The organism is Haloplanus salinarum, from assembly GCF_024498175.1.
Classification (GTDB): domain Archaea; phylum Halobacteriota; class Halobacteria; order Halobacteriales; family Haloferacaceae; genus Haloplanus; species Haloplanus salinarum.
On sequence record NZ_CP101823.1, the window covers coordinates 341,535 to 356,074 of the forward strand.

Below are 14,540 nucleotides of genomic sequence, written 5' to 3' on the forward strand. Positions count from 1 at the left end.
GGCTTCACTCCGAGGCGGGACAGGCGTCGGCCGCCCAGGACGTACAACCGGGATCCGGCCAGCTTCCCCCTCGCTCGTCGGCGTCGCCGTCGACGTCGCCCACGCCGTTCCGGTACGGGGGAACCGCGACGGCGACGACCGTCCGCGTCCGGAAGTCGATCCGCTCGTCGCGGCCGAGCCGTTCGTCCCGTCCGTCGCCGTCCACGTCCAGTCGGACGGTCGAGCCGTCGCGGACGTACCGGCTCGCTCCCCCGGGCGTCGGCGCACCACGCCGGGTTCGAAGCGTGAACCGCGCGTAGGCGCCCCGCACCTGCACCTCCCAGACGTTGACCGTCGCGTACCAGTACCCCGGAACGGGGGCGACCGGGATCCCGGCGGGTACCGCGCCGAGCGTCTCGTTCAAGCGCCCGCGGGCCAGCCGCTCCGTCGCCGCCTCGCTCGCCCGCTCCAGCGACCGGTCTCGCATCCGAGTCAGCGTCTCCGACACCAGGTCCTCCGCGACGGTCGTCGTGTCGGTTCGCAGGCTGTCGGCGACCGCCGTGTCGAGTCGCCGCTCCAGTCGATCCACACGCTCCGGTTGCGGGGACGCAGCCCTGCGGTCCGCGGCGACGGCTATCGCCCCGGCGAGCGAGCCGTTGGCCGCGGCGAGCGCCCGTCGCCCGGGATCCGGCCACCGATCGAAGGCGGCCGCGACCGCCGCCTCGGCCTCGGGCCGGGTGAGCCGCGTGCCGTTCCGGACGGCGCGGCGCGCCCGCCCCCGCAATCCGTCGAGCGACGCCGCGACGGCCCGCGAGAGCGCCCGCCGTCGGTCGCGAACGGAGCCGTTCGCGACCGGTTCGGACGCGACGAGAACCCGTGCGGCGGTCCGAAGCCTGACCCGCGACGGATCGGCCGTCACCGACGCCGACACCGCGTCCGCGGCGTCGCCGTACGGCGCCGCGAACAGGTTGACGTTCCTCGTCGCGAGGGGACGGTACGGACGCGACGGCGGCACGCCCCGCGCCCGTTCGTGACTCACCGACTCGACGGTGAGGTACGCGGGCGAACCGTCGGGGACGACGCCGACGGGACCGCCGGGCGGACTGCCGGCGATCCGATCCCGTGGACTCACGACCGGCGTCCGCCGCGTTTCGACGATCCGCCGGAGGGTCCGTGGCGATTCGACGCCCACGCGCCCGAGGACGTCGCCGAACGTCTCCCGTGTCCGTTCGTGCGTCCGCGCACGCCGTTCCAGTCGGTCGATCGTCGCATCGAGCAACGCCACCCGCGCGTTGACGCGGGCCCGGTCCGCCGCTCCCCGATACTGCTCCGGTGGGTCGACCAACGCCGCCCGCCGCTCGCGGAGCGTGGCCGCCAGTTTCGCCGGCGGGTTGACCGTGTAGGTCGCCACTCGGCCCGCACGAACCTCGACCGAGCGGTCCGCGAGCTGCTCCCGAAGCCGCGTCAGGTCGTCGTACGTCCACGACCGGAGGTCGGACGGCCGATCACCGTACACCGCCGCCTCGGTCGTGCCGAGGCTCGCGTTGGCGACGGCCGCCGCCACGGCGTCCCGTCCGCCCTGTCGCTCCACCAGCCGTGTCTCCACCTTCTCGGGTACGTCCGCGAGGTTCGGCCCGTCGAGTGCTCCGCCGCGCTCGAAGCGCGGCGCAGTCGGGCGGTCGGGCGCCGAGCCGTTCGGCGCGTAGGACCCCACGACGGCCACGCCGACCCGGTAGCGCTCGGTCCACGTCCCGCCCGTCGTTAGCGTGTCGTTGCCGCGCTCCCAGGTCCACCTGATCCGCCGGTCGAGGACCACGTGCCGGGAGAACGAGTCGAACTGTCGTTCGCCGTCCCCGGCCGTCGGCGCCATCCCGACGCTCGACTGCACCTCCGGGTCGGTCGAGACGCTCGTGTCGGTCAGGCGCCACTCCGGGCCGGGTGGGTCCGGCTCCGGCCGCGGTTCGTGGTAGGTTCGATCGCGGCTCGTCCGGAGCGCCGCCTCGACGCGGTAGGCGGCACGGAGCGCGGCGTCGAGCGACCGGTTCGAAGGCACCGACTCGATCCGTAGCCCCGCCAACGCACGTCCGGCCAGCGGCCCCACGTCGACGTCGAGCCGGCGGTCCGGCGAGGGGGCCGACGCTCCACGGCGGCCGGGAAGTTCCCCCGACATGTTCGCCCGCCGGTTCGGCCGCGGGAGGACGCGTTTCGCCCGCTGCCCGTCGACCGACGACGCCGCCGTCACGTCCTCGACGCCGAGTTCCAGCGTCGCCCGTCGCATCGCCCGGCGTCCGGCGGGGTCGCTCCGCCCGAACACCGCCCGCTGGGTTTCGAGCAACGCCCCGTTGGTCGTCGTCTCCACGTGTCGGGTGCCGACGACGTTGGCGATGGGGAGACCCCCGTACTGGGCGTACCCCCGTGCCCAGGCGACCGGGTAGAGCCGTGCGGTCAGCCGTCGGCCCAGCCCCGGGCCCTCCAGCGGACGCCGGTTCAGCCGCGTCTCGAAGGCCGACGCACGGTCGTGGAGCGCGAGGACGGGTGTCGAGACGGTCACGGTCCGGGTTCGATTCTCCCGGGCGACGAGACGCTCCCCGTCACGAACCGTCAGCGTCAGGTTCCGCACCGTCACCCGGAGCGCCGTTCCGTTCTCGACGCGGGTCACCGTCACTTGATCCATGGCGCGGCGGAGTTCCGCCGGCGTCGTGGCCGCGGGAACCGACGCGACGGCCGTCACCGACCCCCGCCGGTAGCGGGTCGCGTCCAAGCGCTCGCGCAGACGGAGGTAGATCCGGAGCCGGAGCGCGTCACGGAACGGACGCCGGTCGGAAAGCAGCCGCCCGTACGGCGTCGCGGCGGGGTCGGTGACGGGCTCGGCGGCGGCCGCCCGCGCCGCCTCGCCGACGGCCGATCGCAGGGCCGCCGTCGACCCGGCCGACGCGCGGTCCATCGCCGCTGCGGCCCCGCGGTCCACCCGGCTCGGTCCCTGCGTGGTCACCGCCGCCGCGTACGTCGACGCCCCGACCAGCAACAGGACGCCGAGCAGGGCAAAGGGGACGCGCGCCCGCCGATCCTCGGCCAACCGGGTCACGGCCACGTCCTCACGACGATTCGTACGCGGCCGACGCCGACGCGTTCGGCGGCCGCCGACGCGGACGCGTTCGAGCCACGCAGGTCCCGGGCCACCCGCTCGGAGAGCGCGGCGGCGAGGCGGTCGTTCGCGTCGTCGACGTCGCCGTCGGCCGGGGTCGCGCGTCCGTCGGCGCCGAATCGACGCTCGGCGAGCCGATACCGGTGGCGGACGAGCGAAGACGCCCGTCCGCCGGCCGCCTGACGGGTCCGCGTCGGCGGGAACAGTCCATCGACGACTCCGGCCGCGACGGCGTCGGCGACGCCCGCCATGCCGTTCGTCGCCGCGGCCGTCCGCGCGTCGGCCCGCGTCGCGGGGAGGCCACTCGGCACCGTGAGCGTCGCCGCGTGGACCGACACGTCCGGCGGTGGCCGACTCCCGACGGCGATCCGTCCGGTCACCGACGCGTTCGGATACGGTCGCCAGACCGCAGTGATCCGCGTGTTGTTGGTCCGAGCGGCCGCTTCGACGGCCCGGACGACGGCTCGAGAGAGGCCCGCCCGCTCGTGTGACAACGGCCGGCCGCCGACTGTCAGTTCCCCCACCGCCGCCCGCGCCAGGAGTTCCGCCAGCGTCCCGTGGGCCGTCCGGCCGAACGCGTCGTCGTCCTCCGTCCCCTCGACGTCGGTTAGTTCGGTCCGCGGCGTGAGCGTGTAGTTCACGGTCGCCGTCGACGTCGCCAACGTCGACGCGACGTCGGCCGCGCGTCCCTCGCCCGCCGGCTCCCGCGGCGTCGCCGTCGTCACCGTCACCACCGCGGCGCTGATCAACAGCAGGCAGAACACTCCGTCGAGGACGGTACTCGTCACGACCACACCTCCACGCGGACGCGCCCGGGTCGCACCCGTCCCGGGCCCAGACGGACGCCCACGGACCGACTCGCCGCGTCGGTCGTCGCGCCCGGCGACGGGGTCGCCCCCGCGTGCCACCGCCGGCCGGCCGCGGCGACGGTCACGTTCACCCGGTATCCGTCCGGGCCGGCGCGGTGGGCCCGCGCCGTCCGTGTCGGGTCGGCGACCCCGCCGGTCACGAGGACGTCGGTGACCCGGTCGAGGGTCGGTCCGGCGAGTTCCCGTTCGTCGCGGCGCTCGGCGCCGACGTCGTCGAGCGCGACGGCGTACGCCGAGACGGCGCTCGACACCGCCAGCAGGACCGCGAGGGCGGCGACCGGTTCGACCTGCCCCCTAGCCGACGAGCGTGACATCACACCCCTCCCAGACGACGCGTCGGACGAGCAGTGGGCCGTCGACCGGCCGCCACCGCGCGGCGCGGTCGCGTGCGCTCGCCGCGGCGTCACAGAGCGCCTCGGGCGAGTCGAAACGCGACGACGGCGGCGCCCCCCGGAGGACGTCGGTCAGCGCCGCCGCTCGCGCCGCTGGCGTCACCGGACCGAACGCGAACGTCGCGTGAGTGGTGCCGGCGTCGTTCCGGAGGCCGAGTCGGTTCGGCGCGATTCGAACCGCCCGCGCGTCGAGCGGGTGTTCGGCCGTGACGGGGGCCGAGGCGCTCGCCGCCCGGTCGACCGTGTCGGCGGCGTCGGCCGCGGCCGGCGGCGGAGCGGTCGGCAACGATGCGCCGACGCCGAACAGCGCGGCGCTCGCCAGCGATAGCCCGAGCCAGGTGTACCACGCGTCGACCGGAACGTCGAACATGGCACGCGGTGGCCGCGTCACCGCACTTGAACCTTCACAGGAAGACGCCGGCCCCGACGTACGCCGCGAGGTAAGCGACGGTCGCGAGCCAGAGCGCGGCGCCGACGCGGTAGCCGACGAGCGTCCGGTCGAGTCCGTGTGTCAGTCCCGTCGAGAGGGTCGTGAGCGCGGCCGCGAGCCAGAGCACGTACGCACCCACCGCGACGCCCAGGGAGCCGGTCGGGAGGGGCGCGGCACCGAACCCGGCGCTCGTCCCGGTGTGTGCGACGCGGGCCGAGAGGGCCACCGTCGCGCCGCCGACCAGTGGACCGAAGACGGCTGCGGTGTTGGCGAGCGTGTCGGTCACCTTCGAAAGCTGCCGCCGGGCCGTGCGCTCCACCCGGCCGAGTTCCTCGACGTGTTCCGCCGTCGCGACCAACGCCTCGCCCGCCGGCTCCCCCTCGGTCGCCGCGAGGCCGACGAGGGTCACCATCTCCTCGGTTCGACGGCTCGGCAGGTCGTTCGAGGGTCCTCCGTCGCCACGAAAGGCGGCCGTCACCGTGAGGCCCAGCCGCCGCTGTCGGCGTACCGCCTCGTCGAGCAGGTCGCCGGTCGAACCCTCGATCCGTCGTGCCGCCCCGTCGAGCGCCGACTCGACGGCCTCTCCGGCTGCTACCCGTCGGCCGATCAGATACAGCGCGTCGTCGAGCTCCGACTCGACCGCGCGCACCCGCTTTCTGACCTCGTTGGCGGCGTGAAAGCGGACCACGAGCACAGTGCCGACGCCGAGTCCGACCCCGGCTATCGGGGCCGCCCACGGTGCCACCACCCGCGTGGCGACGACGCCGCCGCCCGCGCCGGCCACGACGCCCGCCGCGAGTGCGGGCACGGGACCGTCGGGCGTCTCGGGATGGGACGCGTCGATCCGCGGCGGCGGGAAGGCGACCGGGCGGCGGGCAAGCAGCCACGCCCCGGCCCCGACCATGACGACCGGGAGGACGACGTCGTAGAGGGCGACGATCACGGCCAACGGGATGCGTGCGCCCGTCGCCCGCGCCGCGGGAAGCACACCTACGAGGGCCAGCGGGAGCAGGACGCCGAAGGCGTACAGCCCCGTGACGGGGCCGCGGATCTCGCTCGCGAACGCCGCCAGCTCCTCCCGGGCGCCGTCGAGCGCCGCCGAAACGGCTCGGTCGAGGTGGCGCTCCCGTTCGTCGGGGGGCGCCGCCGCCGCGGCCTCTAAGCGCGAGACCGCACGCGAGAGCGCCGGGAAGGACTCGCTCCATTCCTCGTCGAAGCCGTCGAACCCGTTCCGGGGCGTGCCCGCGGCCCGTGCCACGTGGCCGTCGAGGCTGCGGGCGAGCACGCCGCGTCCGGTCCGTGCGGCGAACGCGGCCGCCCGTTCGACCGTCGGATCGATCCGCAGGCACATCGCCGCCCGGCCGACGAGCGCCGCGGCCGACCCGAGCGCCCGCGTCCGTGCCAGACGCGCCGCCAGTCGGGGGCCGCGGTTCGCGGCGAGGGGGACGCCGGCGCCGACGGCGACGCCCGTAGCCGCGGCCACGACCCCCCATCGTGGCGTCGTCGCGACGCCCACCACCACTCCGAGGACCGCGACGACGACACCGACGAGCGTCCCCGCGACCCGCGCTGCCCGTTCGAGCGCCGGGGCGTCGACGGGCGCACGGAGGTACGCGAGCGCCCCCTCGAGGGCCGGATCGGCGGGCGTGGGCCACGGCCATCGCTGGGCGAGGGTCTCGACGACCACCGTGCCTTCGATCATTCGGCCACCCGTTCCCGGTGGACCGCGTCGACCGCCGCCGGATCGGTTCGCTCCGTCCCCGCGAGGTTGGCGAGCAGCGAGGCCCGTTCGTCGATGACGCCGAGCACGTCGGCGTAGGACTCGCCCGGCCGCGCCAGCGACGCGACGAGACGGCTGTTTCCACGGTCGACGACGCCGGTCGCCTCGGTGCCGTCCCCGACGGGTTCGAACAGCGATTCGAACGCGACGCCGTCCCCGGTGTCGCGCACTTCCTCGACGCTCGAAACGGTGCGTCGCTCGCCGGCCGAGAGCGTGACGAGGAAGTCCGTCGCCCCAAAGGAGGACGCGGGGACCTCGAGGTCGGACACCACCCGTTCGAACACCGCGTCGGCGCCGTCGCCGTGGATCGTACCGAGGACGGCACTGCTCGCGGCCCCGACGCGCATCGCCTCGTAGAGCGTCGCCGCCTCCTCGCCCCGAACCTCGCCGACGACCAGCGCCCCCTCGCCGAGGCGGAGCGCGGTCCGAAGCGCCTCAGTCGGCGAGAGCGCCGGACCGTCGCCGGACTCGACGCGGACGGTCTGGACGTCCCGGCCGGCCTCTTGGAGTCTCGCCGCCGGAAGTTCGGGCGTGTCCTCGACGACGACGGCGCGCGTCGACGGCGGGAGTTCCCACAGGAGCGCCGAGAGGAGCGTCGTCTTCCCGGCACCACGCGGTCCGGCGATCAGCCCCGCGCCGGCGCGCTCGACGGCGACCGAGCAGAGCGCCGCGGCGTCGACCGGGAGCGTCCCGTTGGCGACGAGCGCCGGGAGCGTCCACGCCTCCCGTCCGCCGGTGCGAAAGACGAACGCGTAACCGTCGCTCGCCGGGTCGGCGACGCCGGCCACGCGGACCCGCCCGTTACGGGTTCGTGTCGTCGCGTCGAGGGTCGGCGCCGCCCGCGAGAAGGCACGTCCGCTCTCCCGTCGGAACCGGGAGGCCAGCGCTTCGGCCCCGCGACGGGTCAGGTGGACGTTCGTCGGCACCCGCTCGCCGTCGACGGCGACGCGAACCGGGTTGTCGGTGACCGGCGCCGTCACCAGCACCTCAGACACTCGCGGATCGGCGAACAGGTCCTCCAAGACGCCGTGCCCGCGGGTGTGGCGCCGGAGAACGCGCTCCACCGTCGCCACCGACATCGATCCGTCGGCCGGCGCCACCGTCCGGACGGCACGCGAAACCGCCGCCGCGTCGTCCCCGGTCGTCGTGTCGGCGAGCCGGTCGTACGCGTCGGCGAGCGTCGTCAGTTCCGCCGCGTCCAGCCTCCACCCCGGCGGATCGAGCAGGTAGCGGTCGCTCGCCTCCGTGCGGTACCGCCGCACCGTCGCGCCCGTGCCGAGTTCGCGGCGAGCGACCAGCGTCGCGTCGCGTGGCGGGCACCGATCCAGGCGCGTGTCGGCGACCGTCGGTCCCGTCCGCGCCCCGAACGCCGCCTCGTAGCCGTCGACCCGGTCGGCGCCGGCGGCCAACCCCGTACTCGCGGCCAGCGTCGACGCGGGACCCGCGCGGCCGGTCGCGGCTCGGGCCGCCCCCAGCGGGTCGCGACGTGCCCGCTCGGCCAGTCGTTCGTCGTGGACGGCCACCCGGGCGGCGAACCGACCCGCCGCGACCAACAACCCGACCGCTCCGTCGTCGTACACCCGTTCGCGGCCACCCGCCCTGACGTGGACGGCGTCGACCCCACTGCCCGCGAGCGCGTCGACGACCGTCGCTCGACAGTCGGGGCTCGCGACCAGGTCACCCCTCGCTGGACAGCCGTCGGCCGCCACGACGAGCGTGCCGGACCGGTCGGGGTCGTTTCCGCGGGGCGACCGAACCGCCGGGTCGCAGCCACAGCCGTCGTCAGTCTCGTCGTCCCCCTCCCGCAGTCGGTCCAGTAGACGCATGGGACGCCGTGGCCCCCCGATCACTCTTGAACCTCGGCCTCACCCTCGGGCGATCACGACTCCGACGCCCCGGTCCCGGACGAGCGAGACGACGAGCCGGTGTCGCCCCGGTCGTTCGAGGACGACCGGTCCCGCTGGCGTCCGGAGGTCGATTCCTCGGAGTGTCGTCCAGCGTGGCGGCCGGCCGTCGAGTCGGTAGCCGACGCGGTCCTCATCCCCCTCGATTCGCAGGCTCGCCCCCGCGGCGCTCCAGGAACGGGCCGGGAGGGAAACACGGACGATGCGTCGTGCGCCCGATACCGACGGGCGGGTGGGATCCTCGTGGGCGCGCAGCGAGTGGACCGTCCGTTCGATCCGGTCGGTGACGCCGTCGAGGTGTGTCGCCGTCCGCGACCGGCGAGCCTCGTCGATACCCGGGACGACGGCGGCGAACAGGGCGACCGACAGCAGGACCGCGAGGACCGCGCGGATCACAGCAGTCGGCGGATCCGGTCGGCGAGCGTCGCGTCCGTCGTTTCGTCCTCTTCCGCCGACGCGTCCGGTCCCGTCGCCAGTTCCGTCCGGGCGGTGTCGGCCGCCGCCGCGGCGAGCGTCGAGGCGGACCGATTGCCCGCCTCCGCACGTCTTCCTGCGGCCGAACGGCAGCGTCCTTCGTCGTTCCGACCCGCGTCGGCGTCCGGGCCGGATCCGCCGGCGCGACGGCCCCGTTCGCCGTCGGCGTTCGTGGCGGACGCGCCGTTCGCGACGCCGTCGGCCGGACGTTCGCCGTCACGCAGTGGACGGGCCATCCCCCGCCCGCTCGCGCTGTCTCGTCCCGACACCCGAGCGGCGGTGTCGCCGCCGCCCCGTCCCGAATCGGTCCCTGTCGTCCGTCCACCGTCCGTCGTCTCCCGGAGTTCGGCTTCGAGCCGTTCGACCCGGGCGATTGCGGCGTTCGCCCGACGCTCGACCGCCTCGTCGACGGCGTCGACGCCGCCGGCAAAGCCCCGGAGGGCTTGGACCGCCGCCTCCAGTTCCGTCACCCGGTCGTCCACGGCTTCGACGGTGGCCTCGACGTCGTCGAGGCGTTCCTCCAGTTCCGCCGCCTGGGGGAGGCCGTCCCAGTCGGTGGTCCGTCCGTCGGTGAGCGCCCGTTCCAGCGCGTCGACACGTTGCTCCAGGGTGTCGCTCATGGCCCGCGGTGGGCGCGGCATCCTTCCTAAAGTCTCGGCCGTTGGGGACGGGACGCCGTCGGGCCCGTGCCCGTGTCGTGTCGGCGGACCGGCGGCCTGCACGCTCCGAGACTCGTCGATGAATTGAAGGTCCGCAAGACGCACGTCGGACGCATGAAGTCCGTCCTGATCGGTGTCGGACAGGCCGGCGGCAAGGTCGTCGACGCCCTGTCCGATTTCGACGCGCGGAACGGGTTCGGTGCGGTCACCGGTTCCCTCGCGGTCAACAGCGCCCGCTCCGACCTGCAGTCCCTCCCTCTCGATACGGTCCTGATCGGCGGGGCCGAGGTGAACGGCCACGGGGTCGGCGGTGACAACGAACTCGGCACGAAAGTGATGCGAGACGACGTACAGGAGGTGCTCGGCGCCATCGACGGCCGGGTGACCGCCCGCGCCGAGGCCATCTTCGTCGTCGCCGGCCTCGGCGGCGGCACCGGGAGCGGCGGCGCCCCCTACCTCGTCAAGGAGCTCCAACGGATCTACGACGTGCCGGTCTACGGCCTCGGGATCCTCCCGGGCCGTGACGAGGGGGCGCTCTACCAGGTGAACGCCGGGCGGTCGCTGAAGACGCTGACCCGGGAGGCCGACGCGACCCTGCTGGTCGACAACGACGCCTGGCGATCAGCCGGCGAGAGCCTCGAATCGGGCTACGAGGCGATCAACGAACGCATCGCCCGTCGGGTCGGCCTGTTGCTCGCGGCCGGCGAGTCCGTCGACGGCGTCGGCGAGTCCGTCGTCGACAGCTCCGAGGTCATCAACACCCTCCGTGAAACGGGCGTCGCGACGCTCGGCTACGCCGCCGCCGAGTCGTCGTCGGACGCGGCAGCGAACGTGAACGTTGTCACGAGCACCACACGTCGGGCGATCCGGTCGGGGCTGAGCCTCCCCGATACGACCAGCGCCGAACGCGGACTGCTGGTCGTCGCCGGCCGTCCCGAGACCATCTCCCGGAAGGGCGTGGAGCGCGCCCGCTCCTGGCTGGAGACCGAACTCGACACGATGGAGGTTCGCGGCGGCGACTTCCCGCTCTCGGACGACCGCCTCGCGGCGCTCGTCCTGCTCGGCGGGGTGGCGGACTCCGACCGCCTCGACGACTTCCTCGAACGGGCACGGCGGGCCGTCGAGGAGGAAAACGAGCGGGACGACGAGGACGCCGCGTCGGCGCTCGAAGACGAACGGATCGACGGGCTCCTCTAGGCTATTTCGACGTGACGAGGCTGCCGCCGTCGAAGTCGGTGCGTCCGTAGTCGACGTCCATCAGGTCGAGGATGGTCGGCGCGATGTCGAACAGGTCCGCGTCCGTCACCGACGCCGAGGGGTCGTCGACGAAGAGCGTCGCGTTGTCGAAGCTGTGCATGCCGTTCCGGGGGCCGACGCCGAACACCTCGTCGTGGCCCTTGAACCCGGACTTGAGGTCGAACCCGTGGTTGGGGATGGCCACGAGGTCCGGCGCGATGTCGTCGTGGTCCCCCCGGAAGGCGTCCTCCTTCTCGACGACGCGTTCGCAGACCGGGTTCCCGTCCGGCCCCTCCAGGTCCTCCAGTGCCGTCTTCAGTTCGTCGCGGGTCGACTCGTACTCCTCCTGGGGTACCGAACCGCGCGGTTCCCGCCCCTCGAGGTTGATGTAGAAGCGCCCGGGGATGAGCGAGTACGCGCGGGACTCCTCGGCGATGTCGGTCAGGTCGTCGTGGTCGTCGTCCTCGAAGGAGAGCCAGCCCTCCTCCTGGAGCCACGCGTTGCAGTGCACCTCGTAATCGAGGGAGGTGAACCCGTGGTCGCTGGCGACGACGAGCGTCACGTCGTCGTCGAGTCCCTCGCGGATCTGCCCGATGTAGTCGTCGACCTTCCGGTAGAACTCCATGAACGCCTCCTCGTTCGGGCCGTCGCGCTCGTAATCCTTGAACAGGAAGTGGTTGACCCGGTCGGTGGTCATGAAGACGCCGAAAAACAGGTCCCAGTCGTCGCGTTCGAGGTAGTGAGAGAAGGCCTCGAAGCGCGTGTCGATGGTGTCGTGGGCGTCCTCCACGAAATCGCTTTTGTCCTCCCTGTGTCCGAGTTTGGCGTTCACGTCGATGGCGTAGTCGATAGACTGCAGGTAGTCCCGGAGTTCGTCGGGGTGGGCCGCCTTGTCGACGCCGGGCGAGAGGAAGCCCGACACCATCCGCGTGACGTTCCGCTGTGGCGGGAACGTGACGGGGACGTTCAACACCGTCGCGGTGCGATCCTGTTCCTCCAGCCGGTCCCAGATGCGCGGTGCCTGCACGTCCTGTCCCATCGGGACGTAGGTGTCGTAGGAGCCGGCTTCGCGGTCCTGAAAGCCGTAAACCCCCGTCTCGCCGGGGTTGACGCCGGTCGTGAGCGCCGGCCAACAGGCACTCGACTCCGGCGGCACGATGCTGTCGATGGCGCCCGCGCTCCCCTCCGACGCCAGCGCCGCGAAGTTGGGGAACTCCTCGGGATGGTCGTCGAGAAGGCTAAACGGCACCCCGTCGATGCCGATGAACGCGACACGCGGGTGGTCCTCTCCGCGCAGTCTATCGAACAGACCCATACCACCGCATATCCGGGACGCCAATAAGAACCTTCGTTTCCGGCGGGTACGGGCGGTTTCTGCGACACGGTGCTGTGCCCCGTCGACGTCCGACGCCTGTTAGGTAACCGTACCTCCCCGTCCGCTCAGGGGCCACTTCGACCCCCGTGGTGGTCGGATAATCGGCAGACGGGACGGTGTTAACCGTCCGTACCAAACCCCCTATTATCGACGGTCCCCACCGTACGGGTATGAGCACGAGTGCCGCCGGCAACGACCTCACCGACAAACAGCGTCGCATCCTCGCGTACCTGCGTGAACACGCCACGGACGAGACGTACTTCAAGTCCCGACTCATCGCGTCGGAACTCGGCATGACTGCCAAGGAGGTCGGGGCGAACATGACCGCTATCCGAACCGGCGAGTTCGACGTGACCGTCGAGAAGTGGGGGTACTCCTCGGGGACGACCTGGAAGGTCGACGTTTAGGGATCGTACCGGACCAGGTCGTCGGCCTCGGCCGCGAACGCGCGTACCTCGGCGTCGAAGGAGTCCGCGTACCGCACCAGGAGCGTGATGATCGTCTCCGGGCGCGCGACGACGTAGCCGTCGTCACGGGCGAGCAGTCCGGCGTCCACGAGCTCCGAGGCGTACGTGCTCACCGTCGCCCGCGACACCCCGATGGCGTCGGCCACCGCGCTTCCGGTCGCGTCGGGGTGACGAAGTAGCGTCAGCAACATCCCCCGGGGAGTCTCCCGGCGCAGGTAGCCGAGCGCCACCTGCTCGAACGTCGAGAACCGGCCGGCGACGAAGAAGCGACGGTAGTCGCCGTCGCGCCGCGAGACGATGGCGGGGTCCTCGGACCGCCGGCCGGCCGCGTCGCCGTCGTCCAGCAGTCGGCGCAGGTGGTGTTGTGTCTCCCCCGTCCCCAACTGTAGGTCGTCGCGGAGTTTCGAGAAGTGCGCTCCGGGAGTCGTGCTCACGTAGCCGAGGATGGCGTCCCGAACGTCGGAGCCGTCGGCCGACGACCGCGCGGCCGCCTCGCCGCTCCCCAGTCCAGCGAGCGGCGTCGCCGCTCCCAGCGCGGCGAACCGCCGCAACGTGGAGCGTTTGTCCTCGTCGACTCCCCGGTCCCCGTTGGGCATCCACTCGCACACTCGGCTGCTGGCGACTAAAGGGTACCGCCCCGGCGGTCAGCGGGTCATTCCGTCTCGGGTTCGGGCTCCGCCCCCGAGCCGGCGACCTCCGCGTCCTCGGCGTCCTCGACCACCTCGTCCGGGCTCTTGATGTCGGTCCCCGCGCCCGACTTGATCGCTTCGGCCTCCTGCTCCAGCTCCTCGATGTCCATCTCCGCGGCCTCGTCGATCTGGCCGAGGATCTCCTCGATGTCGTCGAGGCCGATCAGCTCGCGGGTCTCCGCGTCGAAGTCGAGCGAGTCGAGGCCCTCGGTGTCCTGAACGTCGCTGCCGGTCAACTGCTTGCCGTACCGGCCGACCAGCGACGTGAGTTCCTGCGGGAGGACGAACGTCGTCGACTCGCCCTGACCGATGCCCTCCAGCGTCTCCATCCCCTTCTCGATGATGGCGCGCTCGCCCATCGACTCGGCGGATTTCGCGCGCAGCACGGTCGAGATGGCGTCACCCTGCGCTTCGAGGATCTGGCTCTGTTTCTCACCCTGGGCGCGGATGATGTTCGACTGCTTTTCCCCCTGGGCGGTCTCGACGGCGCTCCGCCGTTCCCCCTGGGCTTCGAGGATCATCGCCCGGCGGCGACGCTCCGCGGAGGTCTGCTGTTCCATCGCCTGCTGGACGTCCTTCGAGGGGTTCACTTCCCGCACTTCGACGGACTCGACCCGGACGCCCCACTCGTCGGTCGGCTCGTCGAGTTCCTTCCGGATGCGGGCGTTGATCTCCTGACGTTTGTTCAGCGTGTCGTCGAGTTCCATGTCGCCGAGCACCGCGCGCAGGGTCGTCTGGGCGAGGTTCGACACCGCCATCTTGTAGTCGTCGACCTCGAGGAACGCCTTCTTGGCGTCCATCACCTTGATGTAGACGACGGCGTCGGCGGTCACCGGCGAGTTGTCGCGGGTGATCGCCTCCTGGCGCGGCACGTCGAGGGTCTGGGTCCGCATGTCGAAGGCGTAGGTCCGTGAGACGAACGGAGGGATGAACGTGATCCCCGGTTCGAGCAGTCGGCGGTACTCGCCGAACACGGTGAGTGCTTTCTTTTCGTAGGCGTCCACGATCTCGACCATCTGGTAGACCGTGACGATGGCGAGCAACAGGACGAGCACGCCGACGAGGAGCGGTCCGAGGCCTGGGATCAACTGCAGTGCGACGGGGGCCATGGCATCGAGTTGGGGTGACGTCGGCAAAAGGG

At 72.6% G+C, this 14,540-nt stretch carries 13 protein-coding genes; 2 read left to right on the forward strand and 11 right to left on the reverse strand.

Annotation, left to right across the window (positions count from 1 at the left end; all coding sequences use genetic code 11):
• Positions 1 to 4 precede the first annotated feature (4 nt).
• The 8 genes from NO364_RS01740 to NO364_RS01775 are packed head-to-tail and all read right to left on the reverse strand — an operon-like array spanning position 5 to position 9,593.
• The gene (locus NO364_RS01740) at positions 5 to 3,064 is read right to left on the reverse strand and encodes a DUF7286 family protein (RefSeq protein ID WP_257628376.1); all 3,060 of its coding nucleotides are present in this window, start codon (positions 3,062 to 3,064) and stop codon (positions 5 to 7) included.
• Positions 3,061 to 3,912: a DUF7284 family protein gene (locus tag NO364_RS01745; RefSeq protein WP_257628377.1), complete on the reverse strand. Its 852-nt coding sequence runs from the start codon at positions 3,910 to 3,912 to the stop codon at positions 3,061 to 3,063. The genes NO364_RS01740 and NO364_RS01745 overlap by 4 nt, the downstream gene beginning before the upstream one ends.
• Positions 3,909 to 4,307, reverse strand: a complete 399-nt coding sequence (locus tag NO364_RS01750; RefSeq protein ID WP_257628378.1) for a DUF7285 family protein — start codon at positions 4,305 to 4,307, stop codon at positions 3,909 to 3,911. Before NO364_RS01750 ends, NO364_RS01745 begins: the two co-directional genes overlap by 4 nt.
• The gene (locus NO364_RS01755; protein ID WP_257628379.1) at positions 4,288 to 4,755 is read right to left on the reverse strand and encodes a DUF7283 family protein; all 468 of its coding nucleotides are present in this window, start codon (positions 4,753 to 4,755) and stop codon (positions 4,288 to 4,290) included. The genes NO364_RS01750 and NO364_RS01755 overlap by 20 nt, the downstream gene beginning before the upstream one ends.
• A gap of 34 nt (positions 4,756 to 4,789) precedes the next feature.
• Entirely contained in the window at positions 4,790 to 6,517 is a 1,728-nt protein-coding gene (locus tag NO364_RS01760; protein WP_257628380.1) for a type II secretion system protein, read from the reverse strand.
• Positions 6,514 to 8,421, reverse strand: coding sequence for an ATPase, T2SS/T4P/T4SS family (locus NO364_RS01765; protein WP_157689057.1), 1,908 nt, complete (start codon positions 8,419 to 8,421; stop codon positions 6,514 to 6,516). The genes NO364_RS01760 and NO364_RS01765 overlap by 4 nt, the downstream gene beginning before the upstream one ends.
• A 39-nt stretch (positions 8,422 to 8,460) precedes the next feature.
• A complete protein-coding gene (locus tag NO364_RS01770) occupies positions 8,461 to 8,895 on the reverse strand; it encodes a DUF7311 family protein (RefSeq protein ID WP_257628381.1) in 435 nt (144 codons plus the stop codon).
• The gene (locus tag NO364_RS01775; protein ID WP_257628382.1) at positions 8,892 to 9,593 is read right to left on the reverse strand and encodes a DUF7310 family coiled-coil domain-containing protein; all 702 of its coding nucleotides are present in this window, start codon (positions 9,591 to 9,593) and stop codon (positions 8,892 to 8,894) included. Before NO364_RS01775 ends, NO364_RS01770 begins: the two co-directional genes overlap by 4 nt.
• Before the next feature lie 153 nt (positions 9,594 to 9,746).
• On the opposite strand from NO364_RS01775, the gene NO364_RS01780 reads away from it, so the two are divergent.
• A complete protein-coding gene (locus NO364_RS01780) occupies positions 9,747 to 10,829 on the forward strand; it encodes a tubulin/FtsZ family protein (protein WP_157689050.1) in 1,083 nt (360 codons plus the stop codon).
• Position 10,830: 1 nt separating this feature from the next.
• On the opposite strand, the gene NO364_RS01785 is transcribed toward NO364_RS01780, so the two are convergent.
• Positions 10,831 to 12,183 carry an alkaline phosphatase family protein gene (locus tag NO364_RS01785; RefSeq protein WP_257628383.1) on the reverse strand — a complete coding sequence of 451 codons (1,353 nt, stop codon included), beginning with the start codon at positions 12,181 to 12,183 and terminating at the stop codon, positions 10,831 to 10,833.
• 230 nt (positions 12,184 to 12,413) lie between these two features.
• Between NO364_RS01785 and NO364_RS01790 the strand changes: the two genes are divergently transcribed.
• Positions 12,414 to 12,650, forward strand: coding sequence for a DUF7123 family protein (locus tag NO364_RS01790; protein ID WP_157689046.1), 237 nt, complete (start codon positions 12,414 to 12,416; stop codon positions 12,648 to 12,650).
• Here NO364_RS01790 and NO364_RS01795 read toward each other — a convergent pair.
• Both NO364_RS01795 and NO364_RS01800 read right to left on the reverse strand, forming a co-directional pair.
• Complete coding sequence (locus NO364_RS01795; protein WP_257628384.1) at positions 12,647 to 13,306, reverse strand: winged helix-turn-helix transcriptional regulator; 660 nt, start codon at positions 13,304 to 13,306, stop codon at positions 12,647 to 12,649. The two genes, NO364_RS01790 and NO364_RS01795, sit on opposite strands and share 4 nt — an antisense overlap.
• Before the next feature lie 56 nt (positions 13,307 to 13,362).
• Complete coding sequence (locus tag NO364_RS01800; protein WP_157689042.1) at positions 13,363 to 14,508, reverse strand: SPFH domain-containing protein; 1,146 nt, start codon at positions 14,506 to 14,508, stop codon at positions 13,363 to 13,365.
• Between the last annotated feature and the right edge of the window lie 32 nt (positions 14,509 to 14,540).

Bases quoted from the DNA above. Each gene is read 5' to 3' on its own strand.
- NO364_RS01760 (WP_257628380.1), bottom strand. From the start codon at position 6,517: ATGATCGAAGGCACGGTGGTCGTCGAGACCCTCGCCCAGCGATGGCCG.
- NO364_RS01790 (WP_157689046.1), top strand. From the start codon at position 12,414: ATGAGCACGAGTGCCGCCGGCAACGACCTCACCGACAAACAGCGTCGC.
- NO364_RS01800 (WP_157689042.1), bottom strand. From the start codon at position 14,508: ATGGCCCCCGTCGCACTGCAGTTGATCCCAGGCCTCGGACCGCTCCTC.
- NO364_RS01795 (WP_257628384.1), bottom strand. From the start codon at position 13,306: ATGCCCAACGGGGACCGGGGAGTCGACGAGGACAAACGCTCCACGTTG.
- NO364_RS01785 (WP_257628383.1), bottom strand. From the start codon at position 12,183: ATGGGTCTGTTCGATAGACTGCGCGGAGAGGACCACCCGCGTGTCGCG.
- NO364_RS01780 (WP_157689050.1), top strand. From the start codon at position 9,747: ATGAAGTCCGTCCTGATCGGTGTCGGACAGGCCGGCGGCAAGGTCGTC.
- NO364_RS01750 (WP_257628378.1), bottom strand. From the start codon at position 4,307: ATGTCACGCTCGTCGGCTAGGGGGCAGGTCGAACCGGTCGCCGCCCTC.
- NO364_RS01775 (WP_257628382.1), bottom strand. From the start codon at position 9,593: ATGAGCGACACCCTGGAGCAACGTGTCGACGCGCTGGAACGGGCGCTC.
- NO364_RS01765 (WP_157689057.1), bottom strand. From the start codon at position 8,421: ATGCGTCTACTGGACCGACTGCGGGAGGGGGACGACGAGACTGACGAC.
- NO364_RS01755 (WP_257628379.1), bottom strand. From the start codon at position 4,755: ATGTTCGACGTTCCGGTCGACGCGTGGTACACCTGGCTCGGGCTATCG.